This is a genomic window from Rhodoferax bucti (assembly GCF_005876985.1).
GTDB classification, from domain to species: Bacteria; Pseudomonadota; Gammaproteobacteria; order Burkholderiales; family Burkholderiaceae_C; genus Allorhodoferax; species Allorhodoferax bucti.
In genome coordinates this window covers 1,133,796-1,150,651 of the sequence record NZ_VAHD01000001.1, presented here as the reverse complement: position 1 = coordinate 1,150,651, position 16,856 = coordinate 1,133,796, and the positions used below count along the sequence as shown (strand labels likewise).

The following is a 16,856-nucleotide window of genomic DNA, read 5'->3' as shown; positions in this document are numbered from 1 at the left end:
TGGGCCTGCTACCGAGGCTCTTGGTGCAGCTTACCTGACGCAGATGACTTTGGGGAAGTTAGTGTTTGTGCTCCCCATGTGCCGCCGCCGAGGCAGCAGCACCTGCGGGCGCCACCTGCGACACCGGCACTTTCAGCTCTTTCTTGGTCTCCACGCCCTTGGCGTCTTTGAACACCAGGGTCAGTGGGATGGTGGTGTCCTTTTGCAGGGGCAGCTTCAGATCCATCAGCATGACGTGGTAGCCACCGGGCTTGAGGTCCACCGCCTTGCCGGCGGGCAAATCGAGGCCGTTGGTGAGGGCGCGCATCTTCATGACATCACCCTCCATCTTCATTTCATGCACCTCGGCCACGCCCGCCACGGGCGAGCTCACCGCCACCAGCTTGGCGGCGCTTGGCGCAGTCAGCGTCATGAAGGCACCAGAGGCTTTTTGGCCTTGCACCGTGGCGCGGGCCCAGGCGTTTTGCACCTCCACGGCTTGCGCATGCGCACCGGCGGCCAAGAGGGACAGGGCCGCCAGCGTCAGCGCGGCACGGGTAGAACGGAACACACTCATGGAAAGCTCCTTGTAAAAAATCAGTGGGCGTGGCCGCCAGCGGCTTGCACATCCAACACATCCAGACGGGCGGCGGGAAACTTCAGGCCGTGGGCGTCTTGGCCGGCGGCCGGAATCTCGACCCAGGCGTTGCTGCCCTTGTCGCAGCCCTGCACTACCTTGAACCACAGCGTACCGGGCTTTTTGGGCGTGGTGCCACGGAAGACGAATTCGTCCGCAAACGCGTCGGGCAGTGCGCTGTCGGCGCTCTTGGCCGTCCAGGTGATTTCCTGCACGCCTTCGGTGTACTTGGTGCCGTGCATTTCATAAGGCTGGTCGAGCTTTCCGACCTTGGTGCTCACCGCCCAGCCGGCTTTCACCAGAGGCTGCGCGGCATTGAAGCCTGCGGGAATGGTGACGGTCATGGACGTCGTGGGCGAGCCCGCACAGCCATGCCCCACACGCAGCACGGCGCGGTAGCCCGCCCCGGCTGCGGCGGCCTGGTCTTCCAGCGTTACATGAGAAAAAGCGGCGCTAGCGCCCATAGACGTTGCGCAAGCAGCTATCAATTGAATAGCAAAACGATTCATACATCACCTCTATACAGTCACCCTGTCGCCACGCAGAGGGGCGCAAGGGCAACACAACTCGAAACAGGAAATAAGCGCAGGCGTGGCCGTGGTCAGGCGCGCTGCGCAGGGCCAACAAGGCAAGCGCGAGGCTTGCCGCGTTACAGGCGGGCCGGCGGGCCGCGCGCAGGGGCGGTGTTAACGAGGCGGGTGATGAACTGCGCCGGGGGCGCAGCAGGCTGCACGGTGCGCGCCGCCATGGGTACCGGCTGAGCGGCCGGTGTAGAGGGGGGGGCCCCGGCGGGCAAGCACAGCACGCAGTCCAGCGCGTGGGCTTGCATGCCAGCCGGCAGGCTGTCGGCGCTGTCGCCGGACTCGGCCACAAACTTGACGCTGCCGGCCGTGGTGCACACCAGCGTGAGCGCCTGCGGGTGGAGCACCGGTGCCGCCACCGCCACGCCCATGGACAGGACAAAGCTCACCACCATCCAACGGACGATGGAGCGTGCCTGGCGCAGGGACTGGAGGAAGGACATGGGGCCGGATTATGTCGCACACGCCATCCGCCCTGCCATTGACCCGCATCAATGCAATGCGGGCGGCACAGGCGGAACATGGTGACCAGCCCTTGTGCAACACCCGTTTTTCCCCACCCGTTTGGAGCCCCTCATGACCCACCCCACCCCGCACACCTACCAGCAGCAACTGCTGCAACAGCGCGACGAGCTGCGCGCCCGCCTCAACCAGCTGCGCGGTGGCGAGCCCAGCCGCGCCGCCGCCTCGGCGGCCCACTTTGCCGGCCATGAAGATGCGCCCGCCCAGGCCAATACCGAGCGCGACCTGGAGCTGGCGCTGGACGAGCACGAGAGCGCCGAGCTGCGCCGCATCGATGCCGCCCTGCAGCGCATCACGGCCGGCACTTACGGCCAATGCACGGCTTGCGGCACCACCATCCCCGAAGCGCGCCTGCACGCCAACCCGGATGCAGAGCGCTGCATCGACTGCCAGAGCGCACTCGAAGCGGCCTGACCCCGCGCTCGCTGAGGCGGCGGACTGGTATTCTCAGGCGCCATGATGAATTACACCTTCGCCTCTGCGACCATCCTGCTGATCCTGATTACCGACCCCATCGGCAACATCCCCATTTTTGCCAACGCGCTCAAGCACGTCGCGCCCGAGCGGCGGCCCAAGGTCATCCTGCGCGAAATATTGATTGCGTTTGCCTTGCTGCTGACCTTCATGTTTGTGGGCGAAAGCTTTTTGCGGGTGATGAACCTGAGCGAGCTCTCCCTGCAGATCGGCGGCGGCGTGATCTTGTTTTTGATCGCCTTGCGCATGGTGTTCCCGCCTGCCGCCACCGCGGAGAGCGAAATGAAAACCGAGCCGCTGATCGTGCCCCTAGCCATTCCGGCCGTGGCGGGCCCCTCGGCACTGGCAACCGTGCTGCTGCTGGTCTCCCAGCAGCCTGACCGGCGCATGGAGTGGATTGGCGCCCTGTGCGTGACCATGCTGGTGAGCGCGGTGGTGCTGGTGAGTGCGGAGCGCATCCAGCGCATCATCGGCGACCGCTTGGTGGTGGCTGCCGAGCGCCTGATGGGCTTGGTGCTGGTGTCGGTGGCGATTGAGATGATGCTGCGCGGCATCAAGACTTTTGTGCAGCAAGTGGCCGCCGCCACCTGAGCACGACACGCCCCAAGAAAAAAGCGCTCCTCGTGGAGCGCTTTTTTTATGGGTGCTTTTTATGCTGGTTTGGCTACGCCAGCAGCCCTTGCCCATGGTGACGCAGGTGGTCTTCCATAAAGGTGCTGATGAAGTAGTAGCCGTGGTCATAGCCCGCGTGACGGCGCAGGGTCAGCGGCTGGCCCACCTGGGCACACGCGGCCTCCAGCAGGTGCGGGTGTAACTGTTCTTCCAGAAATTTGTCAGCCAGCCCCTGGTCCACCAGGATGCCGCCGGGGTATGGGGGCGTGCTTTGCGCCGCCATCAGTGCAGTAGCGTCATGCGCCGCCCACAGGCTTTCGTCCTGGCCAAAGTAGCCGGTGAAGGCTTTCTTGCCCCAGGGGCACTGGGTAGGCGCACAAATGGGCGCAAAGGCCGACAGGGTTTTGAACACGCCGGGGTGGCGCTGCGCCAGCGTGAGCGCGCCGTGCCCGCCCATGGAGTGGCCGGTGATGCCGATGCGCGCTGCGTCCACCGGCAGGTCTTGGGTGATGTGCGGCAGCAGCTCCTTGAGCAAATAGCTTTCCATGCACCAGTGGCCGCTCCAAGGCTCCTGGGTGGCGTCGAGGTAGAAACCGGCGCCCACGCCAAAGTCCCAATGGTCGGCCTCGCCCACCAACCCTGCGCCGCGCGGGCTGGTGTCGGGGCTGATGAGGGCCAGCCCCAACTCAGCCGCCACCCGCTGGGCGCCGGCCTTGAAGGCAAAGGTTTCTTCGGTGCAGGTCAGGCCTGCCAGATAAACCACTGCGGGCACCGGCCCGCTGGAGGCCTGCGGCGGCAAGAAGACGCCAAAGCGCATGGGCAAGCCGATTTCGGTAGAAAAGTGCTTGTAAAAGCGCTGCACCCCGCCGAAGCAGGCGTGCTCGCTGAGCAGTTCAAACTGGCTGGATTGCATGGATTGCGACCTTGAATTTGCTATCAAAAGAGAAGCTGCTCGCGCACATTCCACGAGCGCTAACACCCTATTTCATTAATAAATAACGACGCCGCGAATCGACTCGCCGCGTTTCATCAAATCGAAGCCCTTGTTGATGTCCTCCAGCGGCATGGTGTGGGTGATCAGGCTGTCGATGTTGATCTTGCCTTCCATGTACCAGTCCACGATCTTGGGCACATCGGTGCGGCCGCGTGCGCCGCCGAAAGCAGAGCCTTTCCACTCCCGGCCGGTGACCAGCTGGAAGGGGCGGGTGGAGATTTCGGCACCGGCTTCGGCCACGCCGATGATGATGCTCTGGCCCCAACCTTTGTGGGTGCACTCCAGCGCCTGGCGCATGACCTTGGTGTTGCCGATGCACTCGAAGCTGTAGTCGGCACCGCCGTCGGTCAACTGGACGATGGCGTCCACGATGTTCCCGCCAGCGGCTTCAATGTCCTTGGGGTTCAGGAAGTGGGTCATGCCAAAGCTGCGGGCCATGGCCTCGCGGGCCGGGTTCAGGTCCACACCGATGATCTTGTCCGCACCCACCATCTTCAGACCCTGGATCACGTTCAGGCCGATGCCGCCCAATCCAAACACCACGGCGTTGGCGCCCGCTTCCACCTTGGCGGTGAAGATCACCGCGCCAATGCCGGTGGTCACGCCGCAGCCGATGTAGCAGACCTTGTCAAAAGGTGCATCGTCGCGGATCTTGGCCAGGCTGATCTCCGGCGCCACGGTGTAGTTGCTGAAAGTGCTGGTACCCATGTAGTGAAAGATGGGATCGCCATTCAGGCTGAAGCGCGAGGTGGCATCGGGCATCAAGCCCTTGCCCTGGGTGCCACGGATCAGCTGGCACAAATTGGTTTTGCGGCTCAAGCAGAACTTGCACTGGCGGCACTCAGGCGTATAGAGCGGGATGACGTGGTCGCCTTTTTTGAGGCTGGTCACGCCGGGGCCCACGTCCACCACAATGCCGGCGCCTTCGTGGCCCAGGATGGCGGGGAAAATGCCTTCAGGGTCAGCACCGCTGAGTGTGTAGTAGTCGGTGTGGCAGATGCCGGTGGCCTTGATTTCGACGAGCACTTCGCCGAACTTGGGGCCTTGCAGGTCCACGGTTTCAATGGTGAGGGGTTGGCCTGCTTTCCAGGCGACGGCGGCACGTGTTTTCATTCGGGGCTTTCGGTAGAGGGTGTGACAGGGGTATCGGGGGCAGTATCTTCGGCGGCTGTGACAGCCGTGTTGGCCATAGCGCTGGCGCGCGTGCGCACCTCCAGCGGCACGACTTCTTGGTGGATGGCGCCGAACATGCTCACGCCATCGCGGCCTTTGACTTCGATGCGGATGGTGTCGCCCAACTTCATGTACTCGGTGCTGGGTTGGCCGTCTTGCAGGGTTTCCATGGCACGCTTCTCAGCAATGCAGCTGTAGCCGTTGGGCCAGTCGGTGCGGTTTTTGCGGGCCACGCCTTTGTTGCTGACGGTGCCGGAGCCAATGAGGGTACCGGCACGCAGGCGGCGGGTGGTAGCGGCGTGGGCAATCAGCTGGCCGAAATGGAAATGCATGTCGTTGCCCGCCTCGCACAGGCCCACCTTGCGGCCATTCCAGGTGCATTGCACCGGCAGGTGCACCCGGCCGCGCGCCCAGGCATCGCCCAGCTCGTCGGGGGTGACCACTACCGGCGCAAAGGCGGTGGCAGGCTTGCTCTGCACAAAGCCAAAGCCCTTGGCCAGCTCGTCGGGCACCAGGTTACGCAGGGTGACGTCGTTCACCAAGCCAATCAGGCGCACCGCGTCCAGCGCGCGGTCCGGCGCGCAGCCCATGGGCACATCACCGGTGATGACGGCCAGCTCGGCCTCAAAGTCCACCCCCCAGGCCTCGTTGCCGCACACGATGTCGGCCTGCGGGCCGGCCAGGTCGTCGCTGCCGCCCTGGTACATCAACGGGTCCGTCGCAAAACTCTCAGGCATCTCGGCCCCGCGGGCCTTGCGCACCAGCTCCACGTGGTTTAGGTAGGCAGAGCCATCCAGCCACTGGTAGGCGCGCGGCAGGGGCGCCAGGCATTGGGCGGGGTCAAACGGAAACGCATGCCGCGCCCGCCCCTGGTTGAGCTGGGTGTACACATCTTGCAGCGCGGGGGCGAGGTAGTTCCAGTCGTCCAGCACCTGCTGGAGCCGGTTGGCAATGTGGGTGGCGTAGTGCGCCTGGGTCAGGTCCCGGGAGACGACGACCAGCTGGCCATCACGGGAACCGTCCTGGTAGGTTGCGAGTTTCATGCCGGCATTTTCGCTGGGTTTGGCACCCCAGGGCCTTCACGTGTCTACCGTACACTGGCCTTTTGCGTTCCTTCATCATGCCCGTGGCCTCCCCCGGAACTTCCCTGCCCCCCGCCCTGACTGCCCGCTCGCTGCGCCGTGTGGCCGTGCTACTGGGGGCGGTGCTGGCCTTGCACCTCTGGCTGCTGGGGGGCTTGCCCCGTGCACTGCACTGGCCCGGCGCTGCCGACACTGCCACGGCAGAGGAGCCCCTCACGCTGAGCACCCGCCTCATTGCTCCCCCCGCCCCCGTCCCTGTGGAACTGCGCCCCGTGCAGCCCCCGGCGCCCCGCACCGACACGCCTGCCCGCCCGCCCGTAGCGCTGGACATGCAAGCGGCCATTACCCCAGCAGCACAAGAACCCGGTCCGGCCGCACCCTTAACGAGCGACGCAGTACCCGCCGGGGCTGACAGCGACACCGCCTTGAGCACCACGCCAGCGCCCACCCCGGCGAGCGAGCCTGCCGCCACAGCCCCAGCAGCAACAGCAGCCGTGGCACCGGCGCCAGCAGAGCGGCTTGCGCGCTTCGCGTTCCCCCCGCCCGTGGTGCTGAACTACGACGTCATCGGCCTGACCGATGGGCAGAAGAATGTGGTGAGTGCCGCCATCACCTGGAAGCACGATGGTGAGAACTACCAGGCCAGCCTGCTGATCACCAAGTTCCTGGTCAGCCTGCGCCAGTGGACGAGCAAGGGCGCGCTCACCGCCGGCGGGCTGGCACCGGTGCGCTTTGGGGAAAAAGGCTTTCGCCGCTCCGAGGTGGCCTCCCACTTTGTGCGGGATGAAGGGCGCGTGATCTTCAGCGCCAACTCGGCCCCCGCCACGCTGCTGCCGGGGGCGCAAGACCATTTGAGCGTGTTCATGCAACTCGCCAGCCTCTGGGCCGGGGAACCTAACCGCCTCACCGGCGGCGACACCCTGACCTTCCAGTCCATCGGCCCCAAGCAAGCCGAAACCTGGACCTTTGTGGTCTCGCCGGAGGAACACATCACCGTGCCCGGCGGCAGCATGCAGGCCATCAAGCTCACCCGCGAAGCCACCAGCGACTACAGCACCAAAGCCGAAATTTGGCTGGCCCCGCAACTCGCGTATCTGCCCGCACACATCCGCCTCTCCGAGCCCAACGGCAACGTGCTGGACATGGTGTGGACGGACAGCCAACTCCCCTGATTGCCATGCCCCTGACATCCGCAGCCCCCCTCTCGCGCCGCCTGTGCCTTTTGCTGGGGCTCTCCTCCGCCCTGCTGCTGCCCCCAGCCGCCCATGCGCAAGCCCCGGCAGCAGACGCAGCCCTCCCGTTCAAAGCCCCGGCGCCGGTACGCATTGCCTACGACGTGGAGGGTGTGATCGGCTCCCCCTACACCGGTAGCGCGGAGCTGGTGTGGGCACACGACGGTAAGCGCTACCAGTCGCAACTGCTGATCCGAAAATTCGGCCTCACACTGCAAGCCTGGACCAGCCAAGGCGCGCTGGGTGAGCGCGGGCTGGAGCCGGACATTTTCACCAGCAAGCGGCTCGGCCAATCAGAAATCAATGCCCGTTTTCAACGGACCACCGGCCGCGTAGTGTTCAGCGAGGGCACGCCGGATGCGGCGCTGCAAAGCGGCGCCCAGGACCAGCTCAGCGTATTTATGCAACTCGCCAGTCTGCTGGCCGGCAGCAGCACAAGCCGGCCAGTTGCAGACACGGGCCCCGCCATCAGCCTCCAGGCCATCGGCGACCGCTATGCCGAGCAATGGAGCTTCAAGGCCTCCAAGCCAGAGGCCGTCAAGCTGGCGGGCGGCAGCGTGCAAGCGGTCAAATTCACCCACGAGCCGACCGCCGAGCGCAAGCAGCGTCTGGAGCTCTGGTACGCGGCCAGCCAGCAGTTTTTGCCCGTACGCATCCGGATTACCGAATCCAATGGCGATTTTCTCGATTTGCTGCGGGCCGTGGGCCCAAACCCGTGAGTCGCGCGCAGAGAACGCCATTTGCTGCTACTCTTGAATCGGTGCAGATGGCATCCATGTACGGTTCATCTCTCTGAATACACCTATGCAAACGCTCTACGACTCCGATTCTTTCTCCGTCACCCACATGCTCGCCAATGGCGATGCCGAGGACCAGGCACCGGAAAAAACCGAGCGCTACCCCTTGGGCATTCCCACGCTGGCACGCCATGGCTTTGAAATCGTGGACAAACGCTCCAACAAAGAGGTGTACCTGGACGGCTCCTGGGCCGAACTCTTCCAGCAGCACATCATGGCCTGGCAGGTGAACACCCCGACCCAGGAAGAAGTGGAAGACACCCTGGAGCAATACGCCGAATTGGCACAGACGCCGGTGTCGGTGCACTGAGGGCTGTCAAATTGGCATAAGGCTGGGTGGCTAAGCTGTGGCCATCTTGCAAGGAGTTTCCTGATGCCTTTGTCCCACGTCCCACCCCGTCGCGCGTTTTGGGCGCGCACCCTCTCCGGCTGGCTCGGGGCGCTGGCAGCCTGCACCGCCTCCCTCGCCTACGCAGAACCGGGCGTCAGCCCACGGCAACTGCTGATCGGCCAGAGCATTACCCTGCAAGGCGGCAAAAACGAATATGGCAATGATGTGCAGGACGGCATCCAGGCCTACCTGCAGACTGTCAATGCCAAAGGTGGCGTGTTAGGCCGCCAGATCGTCCTGAAAACACTGGACGATGACAACAGCACTGCCAAGGCGGCGGCCAACGCCGCCCAACTCCTCGAAAAAGAAAAGGTGTTCATTCTCTTTGGCTCAGTGGAAGGCGGACCGTCCACCGAAGTCGCCAAAGTAGCCAGTGAGCAGAAGGTACCGTTTTTCGGGCCGATTGCGGGAGCCCCCGGGCTGCGCCGGCCGTTTCTGCCCATGGTGTTTCCGGTGCGTGCGGAGCACCGCGATGAATTCCGTGCCTTGCTGCAGTACAGCAAGAGCACCGGGGGCAGCAAGGTCGCCTTCTTCCGCTCGGACTCTGACAACGGTGCTGCGCACCTGGCCAACGTCAAGCTGCTGTGCCAGGAGCTGGGCATGGAGTTGGTCGCCGATTTGCCCTTCAAGTCGAATGCGGACGATGCCCGGATCGCCCAGCTGGCAGAGCAGCTCAAGAACAGTGGTGCCCAGCTGGTGTTCAACCACGGCGGCATCGGGGCGTATGAAAAGCTCATCCGCGCGGCCAAAAGCATCGGGGTGCGCAGCACCTTCAATGCGGTCAACTCCGGCTCCGCCCAGTTGGCCAAGCATCTGGGGCCGCTGGCGCATGGCATGGTGTTTTCACAAGTCGTGCCCAGCCCCTGGGAACGCAAGACGGCCATGACGCGCGAATACCAGGACGTGTTTGCCAAGTTCAAGCCGGGCACCGATTTCTCGTATGGCAGCCTGGAGGGCTACATCACGGCCAAGGCGCTCGTGAACGCCTTGCAGCTGGCGGGCCCCGAGCCCACCCGCGAGCGTCTGGTGCAGGGCATTTACGGTGGCAGCCCGTTCAACATGAACGGCTTGCCCGCGGTCTACACCCGCGAACACCACACCGGCATGAGCCTGGTGGATCTGTCCATCGTGACCACGCAAGGCAAATTCCGGCACTAAGCCCCCGGCCTGCCAAGGCCCCGTGGCGGCGGACCGATGGCCGGAACTGCGACAATCGGGGGATGAGCCAGACTTACATTCTTACGTTTTCCTGCCCCGACCGCTTGGGGCTTGTCCATGCTGTTTCGGGTTTTTTGCTGGAACGCGGCGGCAATATTGAAGAAGCGGCCCAGTACAACGACCACGATACCGGCCTGTTTTTCATGCGGGTGCAGTTCAGTTGCGGCCAGCTCACCCACGACGACCTGAAGAGCCAGCTCGGCAGCTTTGCCAGCCCCTTGCAACTGCAGTGGAGCCTGCACACCGTGGCCCAGCCGATGCGCACCGTCATCATGGTCAGCAAGGAAGGCCACTGCCTCAACGATTTGCTGTTCCGCTGGAAGAGCGGGCTGCTGCCCCTGGACATCCGGGCCATTGTGTCCAACCACCGCGAGTTTTACCAACTGGCGGCGAGCTACAACGTGCCCTTCCACCACATCCCAGTGACGGCGGCGACCAAAGAGCAGGCCGAAGCCAAGCAGCTGGAAATCATCGAGGCCGAAGGTGCCGAACTGGTGGTGCTGGCCCGCTACATGCAAATCCTGAGCGACAACTTGTGCCGCCAGCTCAATGGCCGGGCCATCAACATCCACCACAGCTTTTTGCCCAGTTTCAAGGGCGCCAAGCCCTACTACCAGGCGCATGACCGCGGCGTGAAGCTGATTGGCGCCACTGCCCACTATGTGACTGCGGACCTGGACGAAGGCCCCATCATCGAGCAGGACGTGGCCCGCGTAGACCACAGCCGCACGGTGGAAGACCTGACCACCATCGGCCGCGACACCGAAAGCCAGGTCTTGGCGCGCGCGGTGAAATGGCACAGCGAGCACCGGGTGCTGCTCAACGGCCACAAAACCGTGATCTTCCGCTGAAGCCCTGCACGCAGATACAAAAAAGGCGGCCAGTGGCCGCCTTTTTTTATGGACGCGTCGCGGTGAATCAACCGCGCAAGTGAAAGCGCCCCACCAACTGGTCGAGTGACTGGGCCTGCTCATCGAGCGATTGGGCTGCCGCAGCTGCCTCCTCCACCAAGGCCGCGTTTTGCTGGGTGCTGTCATCCAGCTGCGCAACCGCGCGGTTGATTTCCTCAATGCCGTTGCTTTGCTGGGCGGAGGCACCGGAAATTTCTTCCATGACCGCGCTGGTTTGCTGCACGGTCTGCGCCATTTCGCTGATGGTCTGGCCGGCCTTGTTGGCCAACACCGCGCCCTCCTGCACCTGGCGGGTGGACTCTTCAATTAGCGCGTTGATCTCGCGCGCCGCCTTGGCACTGCGCTCGGCCAGGGAGCGCACCTCGCTCGCCACCACCGCAAAGCCGCGGCCCTGCTCGCCCGCGTGGGCGGCTTCTACCGCGGCGTTCAGCGCCAGGATGTTGGTCTGGAAGGCAATGCCCTCAATCACACTGATGTTGCCGTGGATGGCCTGGGTGCTCTTGCTGATGCGCTCCATGGTGCTCACCACCTCGGCCACCACTTCGCCGCCTTGGCGGGCAGAGCGGCTGGCGTTGCCGGAGAGCTGGGCCGCCTCGGCGGCGCTTTCGGCATAGCGGCGGGTGAGGGCCGCCATTTGCTCCACGTTGGTGGTGGTTTTTTCCAGCGAGGCGCTTTGCAGTTCGGTGCGTTGCGACAGGTCCAGGTTGCCCATGGAGATTTCGCGGGATGCATTGGCCACCTGCTTGGAGCTGTCTGCTATGTCGCGCATGGTGTCTGAGAGCTTCATTTGCATATCGCGCAGCGAGTACAGCAAGCTTTCGTTGTCTTTGGGGCCCAGCTCAATCTGCATGGACAAATCGCCACTGGCGATGCGGCTGGCAATCGATTTGGCATAGGCCGGCTCGCCGCCGAGCTGGCGCGACAAGCGCCCCGCCACCCAGGCACTGATGACCAGCGACACGATCAGCAGGGCCACCATGATGCCCACCACCCACATTTGGGAAGAGCGGTAAATCTGCCCGGCTTGCGCAATCGTGGCCTCGGCGGATTTGGTGCGCTGCTCCACCAGCGTGTCCACAATCTTCTCTAGCTTGCGGGTGTCGTTGAGCAAGCGGGCGTCTTCGGTCGGCACATCGGTGCTCATTTGCATCAAGTCCAGCGGCTGCTCTTTGACCAAGGCAATGTAGGCACGCTGGCGCTTGGCCCAGTTGCCCATGGCTTCGGTCAGTTGCTGGCTGGTGGCCGCAGTTTCTTCCGAGTTAGAGAGGCTTTTGATGGTTTCCAGGCGCTTGCTGATATCGCCCAGACTGGTTTCAATGGCTGCGCCCAAGGTGGTGCGCTCGGCAGCGGTGGTGGCGGTGAGCAGCTGGGTTTGTGCCCGGCTGGCCCGCAGGATCAGGCCCCGCGTCTCTTCAGCCGCCTGGCCTGCAGCGTACTCGTGCTCGTAAATGTCTTGGGTAGAGGCATTGAGCCGCCCCATTTGAAACAGCGACAGCACCCCGATCACCACCGCCCCCAACAATACGCTGGCAAAGGCCAGCCAGAGGCTGGTGCGTACCGTCATGTTCTCGAGTGCGGCAATGCGGGTGCGCTGGTAGGGCGCGGCGTCCTGGAACTCCGGACTTCCAACGACGAAACCGGGCAAATCATTCACAGTAACAACAGTATTCATGTTTTCCCTCTATGGGGTTTCAAAGAACTCAGGATACTGAAATTCAGCACTTTGTGCTTGCAGAAATACCCATGCTTTCCCCGAGCTGTACGGGTTTGGCGGGGGCCCACGCAGAATTGAACTCCAGTGTGTTCTTGCGGAACAGCAAGACCACCGTAGAGCCAAGCAAGAACCGGCCCATCTCATCCCCCTGCTTGAGCACCACCTTGCCGGCGTCGTAGTGCCACTCGGTCACCTGGGGCAAACGCGGCGGGTTCACCACACCGTGCCAGACCGTGGCCATGCTGCCGACCACGGTGGCACCCACCAGCGTCAACACAAACTCGCCATGCGGGGAATCGAACACGCACACCACCCGCTCGTTGCGGGCAAACAAACCCGGCACACCGCGTGCGGTAGTGGGATTCACCGAAAACAGATCGCCCGGCACATAAATCATGCGGCGCAGCTCGCCATCGCAAGGCATGTGGATGCGGTGGTAGTCGCGCGGGCTGAGGTAAATGGTGGCAAAGGTGCCGTGGTCAAACTGGGCGGCCAGCTGCGCATCGCCCCCGACCAGAGCTGTGCTGCTGTAGTGGTGGCCTTTGGCCTGGAAGATTTGGTCTTTGTCGATGGCACCGAACTGGCTGATCGCGCCGTCCACCGGGCACACAAATGGCGCTGCTGCCAGCGGACGGGCCCCGTCTTTCAGCGCGCGGGTGAAAAATTCGTTGAACGTCGCGTAGGCAGCAGGATCGGGGTTGGCCGCCTCGGCCATGTTGACCCGGTACTTCCCGATGAACCAACGGATCAGCGCGGTAGTGGCCTTGCCGCCACGGGCACCGGCAACCAGACCGGCAAAGGCGGTCAGGGCTTTTTTGGGGAGAAGGTACTGCGGCAGTACAGCAAGGGCGTCGGACACAGGGGGTCTCCCGGGAGAAAAAGAGGGCCATTCTACTGACGCCCCCCTTGCGCAAACTGCTTGTTTTCCCTTGGTAATGGCATCATGGCGACATGAGCGCCTCCCGCATTCCCCCCATCCAATGCCTGTTGACCTTTGAAGCCCTGGCGCGCCTGCGCTCGGTCACACTGGCCGCCGAAGAGCTGTTTGTCACGCCCAGTGCGGTCAGCCACCGGGTACGGCAGCTGGAGCAAATCATCGGCACCAAGCTGTTCGGCCGGGCGGACTTTTCGCTCACCACCGAGGGCAGCGAGTACCTGGCTCATGTGCGCGAGGGGCTGACCATCCTGCAAAAATTCCCCAGCGCGGCGGCGGCACCGGGCAAGCGCAAGCTGCGGCTGGCGGTCACGCCCACGTTTTCGCGCTCCATCCTCATCCCGCGCCTGCGCCAATTCACCGACGCCTACCCCGAGATCGACCTGACGCTGCAGGTCTCCATCCCCCTGCTCGACGTAGTGGCCGAGGACGCCGACCTGATGGTGCGCTTTGGCGCCGGCCGCTATGCCGACATGGAGCACACCCTGCTGATGAAAGACGAGGTCACCCCCTTGGCCTCGCCCGCCTTTGTGCGGGAGCATGGCCCCTTTGAAACCCCACAAGACCTCGCCAACCTGCCCCTGCTGCGCAGCCCGCTGGAGCCCTGGCGCACCTGGTTTGCCGCCAACGGGTTGGACTGGCCGGAGCCGGTGGAGGGCTCGCAGTTCAACGACATCGGCCTCATGTGCGACGGCGCTGCCGCCGGCATGGGGGCCGGCCTGGTGCGCCTCAAGCTCGCCGCCCACTGGCTCGAGAACGGCTCGCTGGTGCGGCTGTACGACCACAACGCCCCCAGCCCCCACGCCCACTACCTGTGCTGGCGCACCGGCGCGATGGACCGCTGGGAGGTCGCCGCCTTTGCCGAGTGGCTCAAAAAAGCCGTGGCCTGAGCCAGGCCCGCCCTACACCGCTGGCGGCCAGCGCTTTTCACGCGGAGCTGCAAGTTTCTTCACACCGCGGAGCGCCGCTTTCTTTTAGAGTGAGACTCTCCGCAGCCGTCCCCGGAAATCCGTATGAATGCCCCTCTTGCCCCTACCGCCCAGGAAATGCTACAAAAAAGAGAGCTGCTCGCGCAGATCCTGCCTGCGCTAGAGGCCTATTTTCCCAAGCATGCGCTGCTGTACCAGACTGAAGACACCACACCCTACGAGTGCGACGGCCTGACCGCCTACCGCCAGCGCCCCCTGCTGGTGGCCTTGCCGGAAACCGAAGACCAGGTCGCCGCAGTGCTCAAAGCCTGCCACCGCCTGAACGTGCCGGTGGTGGCACGCGGTGCGGGCACCGGGCTCTCGGGTGGGGCCATGCCCCATGCGCTGGGGGTGACCTTGTCGCTGGCCAAGTTCAACAAAATTCTGAAAGTGGACGCACGCAGCCGCACGGCGGTGGTGCAGTGCGGCGTGCGCAACTTGGCCATCAGCGAAGCGGCGGCCCCCCATGGCCTGTACTACGCCCCCGACCCCAGCAGCCAGATTGCCTGCACCATTGGCGGCAACGTGGCCGAGAACTCGGGCGGCGTGCACTGCCTCAAATACGGCCTCACACTGCCCAATGTGCTCAAAGTGCGCGGCTTCACCATGGAGGGGGAGCCCATCGAGTTTGGCGGCGACGCGCTGGACACCCCCGGCTACGACCTGATGAGTGTGGTGGTCGGCAGCGAAGGCATGCTCGCCGTGACCACCGAAGTCACCGTGAAACTGGTGCCCAAGCCCCAGCTGGCCCGCTGCATCATGGCCAGCTTTGACGACCTGCGCAAAGCGGGCGACGCGGTGGCGGCGGTGATTGCCGCTGGCATCATCCCCGCCGGGCTGGAGATGATGGACAAGCCCATGACCGCGGCGGTGGAAGACTTTGTGCACGCGGGCTACGACCTGAGTGCCGAAGCCATTCTGCTGTGCGAGAGCGACGGCACCCCCGAAGAGGTGGAAGAAGAAATCGGCCGCATGAGCGAGGTGCTACGCGGCGCCGGCGCCACCGGCATTGCGGTGAGCAACAGCGAGGCCGAGCGCCTGCGCTTCTGGAGCGGGCGCAAAAACGCCTTCCCCGCCAGCGGCCGCATCAGCCCCGACTACATGTGCATGGACAGCACCATTCCCCGCGCACGGCTGGCCGACATCCTGCTGGCGATTGCGGAGATGGAGAAAAAATACCAGCTGCGCTGCGCCAACGTGTTCCACGCGGGCGACGGCAATCTGCACCCGCTCATCATGTTTGATGCCAACGACCCCGACCAGCTGCACCGCTGCGAGCTGTTTGGTGCCGACATTCTGGAAACCAGCGTGGCCATGGGCGGCACGGTGACCGGCGAACACGGCGTGGGCGTGGAAAAGCTCAACAGCATGTGCGTGCAGTTCAGCGCGGAAGAAAACGCGCAGATGTTTGCCCTCAAGGAAGCCTTTGACCCGAAAAGTCTGCTCAACCCCGGCAAGGTGATTCCCACCCTGCACCGCTGCGCCGAATACGGCAAAGAGCTGGTGCGCGGCGGCAAGATCAAGCACCCGGACCTGCCCCGGTTCTAGCCCCATGCAAGGTTTGCGCGGATTGGCATGGCTGCTGGTGATTCAAAGCGCCGGCGAACTGCTGGCGCGTGCCTTGCACCTGCCGTTTCCCGGCCCGGTGGTGGGCATGGTGCTCTTGCTGGGCGCGCTGCGCTGGCAGGTGGTGCGTGAGCCGGTGAGCGAATGCGCAGGCTTTTTGCTCAACCACCTCTCGCTGCTGTTCATTCCGGTGGGGGTGGGCGTGATGACGCACTTGCACCTGCTCAGCCAGTACGGCGGGCGCATTGCCGTAGTGCTGGTGCTGTCCACCTGGATCGGCATGGCGGTGAGCGCACTCACCCTCTACGCCCTGAATCGCGGCGATAGCCCACCCGAGAACCCGCCCCATGTCTGAAGTGGTGGCCCTCTGGGTCTACCTGTCGGCCACGCCACTGTTCGGGCTGACGGCCACCCTCAGCGTGTATGTGCTGGCGCATGCGCTCTACCTGCGCAGCGGCCAGGCGGCTTGGGCCAACCCGGTGCTGTGGAGCGTGGTCACGCTGGCGGGCTTGCTGCTGGCCACCGGCACGTCGTACCCGGGCTATTTTTCAGGCGCGCAGTTCATCCACTTTTTGCTGGGGCCGGCGGTGGTCGCACTGGGCTGGCCTCTGTGGCAGCGGCGGACGGAGGTGCGCCAGCGCTGGGGGCGCCTGCTACTGGCGGCGTTGCTGGGTGGCGGTGCGGCCAGCGGGTCGGCACTTGCGCTGAGCTGGGCGCTGGACTTGCCGCAGGAGGTGCTACTCTCCATGGCGCCCAAGTCGGTCACCGCGCCGGTGGCGATGGGGATTGCCGAAAAAATCGGCGGCATCCCGGCCCTCTCTGCCGTGTTTGCCATGTTGACCGGCTTGATCGGCGCCTTGAGTGCCAAAGCCCTCTTCACCCTGCTGCGGCTGCCCTACACCCCGTCCGGCTGGGCCGCCCGTGGTTTTGCGCTAGGCACCGCATCACACGGCATTGGCGCCGCGCGGGCTTTGCAAGTGAACCCGGATGCAGGCGCCTACGCCGGACTGGCGCTGGGGCTGCAGGTGGTGCTGGCGGCCTTGTTGCTGCCCTTGTTTTTCCGCTGAAGCC

The 16,856-nt window shown here is 64.2% G+C and carries 19 protein-coding genes; 11 read left to right on the top strand and 8 right to left on the bottom strand.

What is annotated here, in order from left to right; genetic code table 11:
- Positions 1–58: 58 nt before the first annotated feature.
- The 3 genes from FDM28_RS05545 to FDM28_RS05535 all read right to left on the bottom strand — a co-directional run bounded on the left by FDM28_RS05545 (position 59) and on the right by FDM28_RS05535 (position 1,640).
- A complete protein-coding gene (locus FDM28_RS05545; RefSeq protein ID WP_138513805.1) occupies positions 59–556 on the bottom strand; it encodes a copper chaperone PCu(A)C in 498 nt (165 codons plus the stop codon).
- A gap of 20 nt (positions 557–576) precedes the next feature.
- Positions 577–1,125 (bottom strand): YcnI family copper-binding membrane protein, encoded by a 549-nt coding sequence (locus tag FDM28_RS05540; RefSeq protein ID WP_138513803.1) that lies wholly within the window; start codon positions 1,123–1,125, stop codon positions 577–579.
- 140 nt (positions 1,126–1,265) lie between these two features.
- Positions 1,266–1,640, bottom strand: coding sequence for a DUF2946 family protein (locus tag FDM28_RS05535; protein WP_138513801.1), 375 nt, complete (start codon positions 1,638–1,640; stop codon positions 1,266–1,268).
- A gap of 133 nt (positions 1,641–1,773) precedes the next feature.
- Here FDM28_RS05535 and FDM28_RS05530 point away from each other — a divergent pair, with 133 nt between their 5' ends.
- Complete coding sequence (locus FDM28_RS05530) at positions 1,774–2,133, top strand: TraR/DksA family transcriptional regulator (RefSeq protein WP_138513799.1); 360 nt, start codon at positions 1,774–1,776, stop codon at positions 2,131–2,133.
- 45 nt (positions 2,134–2,178) lie between these two features.
- Positions 2,179–2,784 (top strand): MarC family protein, encoded by a 606-nt coding sequence (locus FDM28_RS05525; RefSeq protein WP_138513797.1) that lies wholly within the window; start codon positions 2,179–2,181, stop codon positions 2,782–2,784.
- 73 nt (positions 2,785–2,857) lie between these two features.
- Here FDM28_RS05525 and fghA read toward each other — a convergent pair whose 3' ends face one another.
- The 3 genes from fghA to FDM28_RS05510 form a co-directional block, all read right to left on the bottom strand.
- On the bottom strand, positions 2,858–3,718 hold the full coding sequence (fghA, locus tag FDM28_RS05520) for an S-formylglutathione hydrolase (RefSeq protein ID WP_138513795.1): 861 nt from the start codon (positions 3,716–3,718) through the stop codon (positions 2,858–2,860).
- A gap of 75 nt (positions 3,719–3,793) precedes the next feature.
- Positions 3,794–4,912: an S-(hydroxymethyl)glutathione dehydrogenase/class III alcohol dehydrogenase gene (locus FDM28_RS05515; RefSeq protein ID WP_138513793.1), complete on the bottom strand. Its 1,119-nt coding sequence runs from the start codon at positions 4,910–4,912 to the stop codon at positions 3,794–3,796.
- On the bottom strand, positions 4,909–6,015 hold the full coding sequence (locus FDM28_RS05510) for a fumarylacetoacetate hydrolase family protein (protein ID WP_138513791.1): 1,107 nt from the start codon (positions 6,013–6,015) through the stop codon (positions 4,909–4,911). The genes FDM28_RS05515 and FDM28_RS05510 overlap by 4 nt, the downstream gene beginning before the upstream one ends.
- Positions 6,016–6,077: 62 nt before the next feature.
- Here FDM28_RS05510 and FDM28_RS05505 point away from each other — a divergent pair, with 62 nt between their 5' ends.
- The 5 genes from FDM28_RS05505 to purU all read left to right on the top strand — a co-directional run bounded on the left by FDM28_RS05505 (position 6,078) and on the right by purU (position 10,543).
- Positions 6,078–7,226 (top strand): DUF3108 domain-containing protein, encoded by a 1,149-nt coding sequence (locus tag FDM28_RS05505; RefSeq protein ID WP_138513789.1) that lies wholly within the window; start codon positions 6,078–6,080, stop codon positions 7,224–7,226.
- Positions 7,227–7,231: 5 nt separating this feature from the next.
- On the top strand, positions 7,232–8,005 hold the full coding sequence (locus FDM28_RS05500) for a DUF3108 domain-containing protein (RefSeq protein WP_138513787.1): 774 nt from the start codon (positions 7,232–7,234) through the stop codon (positions 8,003–8,005).
- Positions 8,006–8,090: 85 nt separating this feature from the next.
- On the top strand, positions 8,091–8,393 hold the full coding sequence (locus tag FDM28_RS05495; protein ID WP_138513785.1) for a BTH_I0359 family protein: 303 nt from the start codon (positions 8,091–8,093) through the stop codon (positions 8,391–8,393).
- 63 nt (positions 8,394–8,456) lie between these two features.
- Positions 8,457–9,632 (top strand): ABC transporter substrate-binding protein, encoded by a 1,176-nt coding sequence (locus FDM28_RS05490; RefSeq protein ID WP_138513783.1) that lies wholly within the window; start codon positions 8,457–8,459, stop codon positions 9,630–9,632.
- Between the two features lie 62 nt (positions 9,633–9,694).
- Positions 9,695–10,543 (top strand): formyltetrahydrofolate deformylase, encoded by an 849-nt coding sequence (gene purU / locus FDM28_RS05485; protein WP_138513782.1) that lies wholly within the window; start codon positions 9,695–9,697, stop codon positions 10,541–10,543.
- A gap of 67 nt (positions 10,544–10,610) precedes the next feature.
- On the opposite strand, the gene FDM28_RS05480 is transcribed toward purU, so the two are convergent.
- Positions 10,611–12,275, bottom strand: a complete 1,665-nt coding sequence (locus FDM28_RS05480) for a methyl-accepting chemotaxis protein (RefSeq protein WP_240791899.1) — start codon at positions 12,273–12,275, stop codon at positions 10,611–10,613.
- Between the two features lie 43 nt (positions 12,276–12,318).
- Positions 12,319–13,176 (bottom strand): archaetidylserine decarboxylase, encoded by an 858-nt coding sequence (gene asd / locus FDM28_RS05475; protein ID WP_138513780.1) that lies wholly within the window; start codon positions 13,174–13,176, stop codon positions 12,319–12,321.
- Between the two features lie 92 nt (positions 13,177–13,268).
- Here asd and FDM28_RS05470 point away from each other — a divergent pair, with 92 nt between their 5' ends.
- From FDM28_RS05470 to FDM28_RS05455, 4 genes are all read left to right on the top strand, one after another.
- Positions 13,269–14,141 (top strand): LysR substrate-binding domain-containing protein, encoded by an 873-nt coding sequence (locus tag FDM28_RS05470; RefSeq protein WP_138513778.1) that lies wholly within the window; start codon positions 13,269–13,271, stop codon positions 14,139–14,141.
- A gap of 123 nt (positions 14,142–14,264) precedes the next feature.
- Positions 14,265–15,767: an FAD-linked oxidase C-terminal domain-containing protein gene (locus FDM28_RS05465; RefSeq protein WP_138513776.1), complete on the top strand. Its 1,503-nt coding sequence runs from the start codon at positions 14,265–14,267 to the stop codon at positions 15,765–15,767.
- 4 nt (positions 15,768–15,771) lie between these two features.
- On the top strand, positions 15,772–16,140 hold the full coding sequence (locus FDM28_RS05460; protein WP_138513774.1) for a CidA/LrgA family protein: 369 nt from the start codon (positions 15,772–15,774) through the stop codon (positions 16,138–16,140).
- The gene (locus FDM28_RS05455; RefSeq protein ID WP_138513772.1) at positions 16,133–16,852 is read left to right on the top strand and encodes an LrgB family protein; all 720 of its coding nucleotides are present in this window, start codon (positions 16,133–16,135) and stop codon (positions 16,850–16,852) included. Before FDM28_RS05460 ends, FDM28_RS05455 begins: the two co-directional genes overlap by 8 nt.
- The last annotated feature ends 4 nt before the right edge of the window (positions 16,853–16,856 follow it).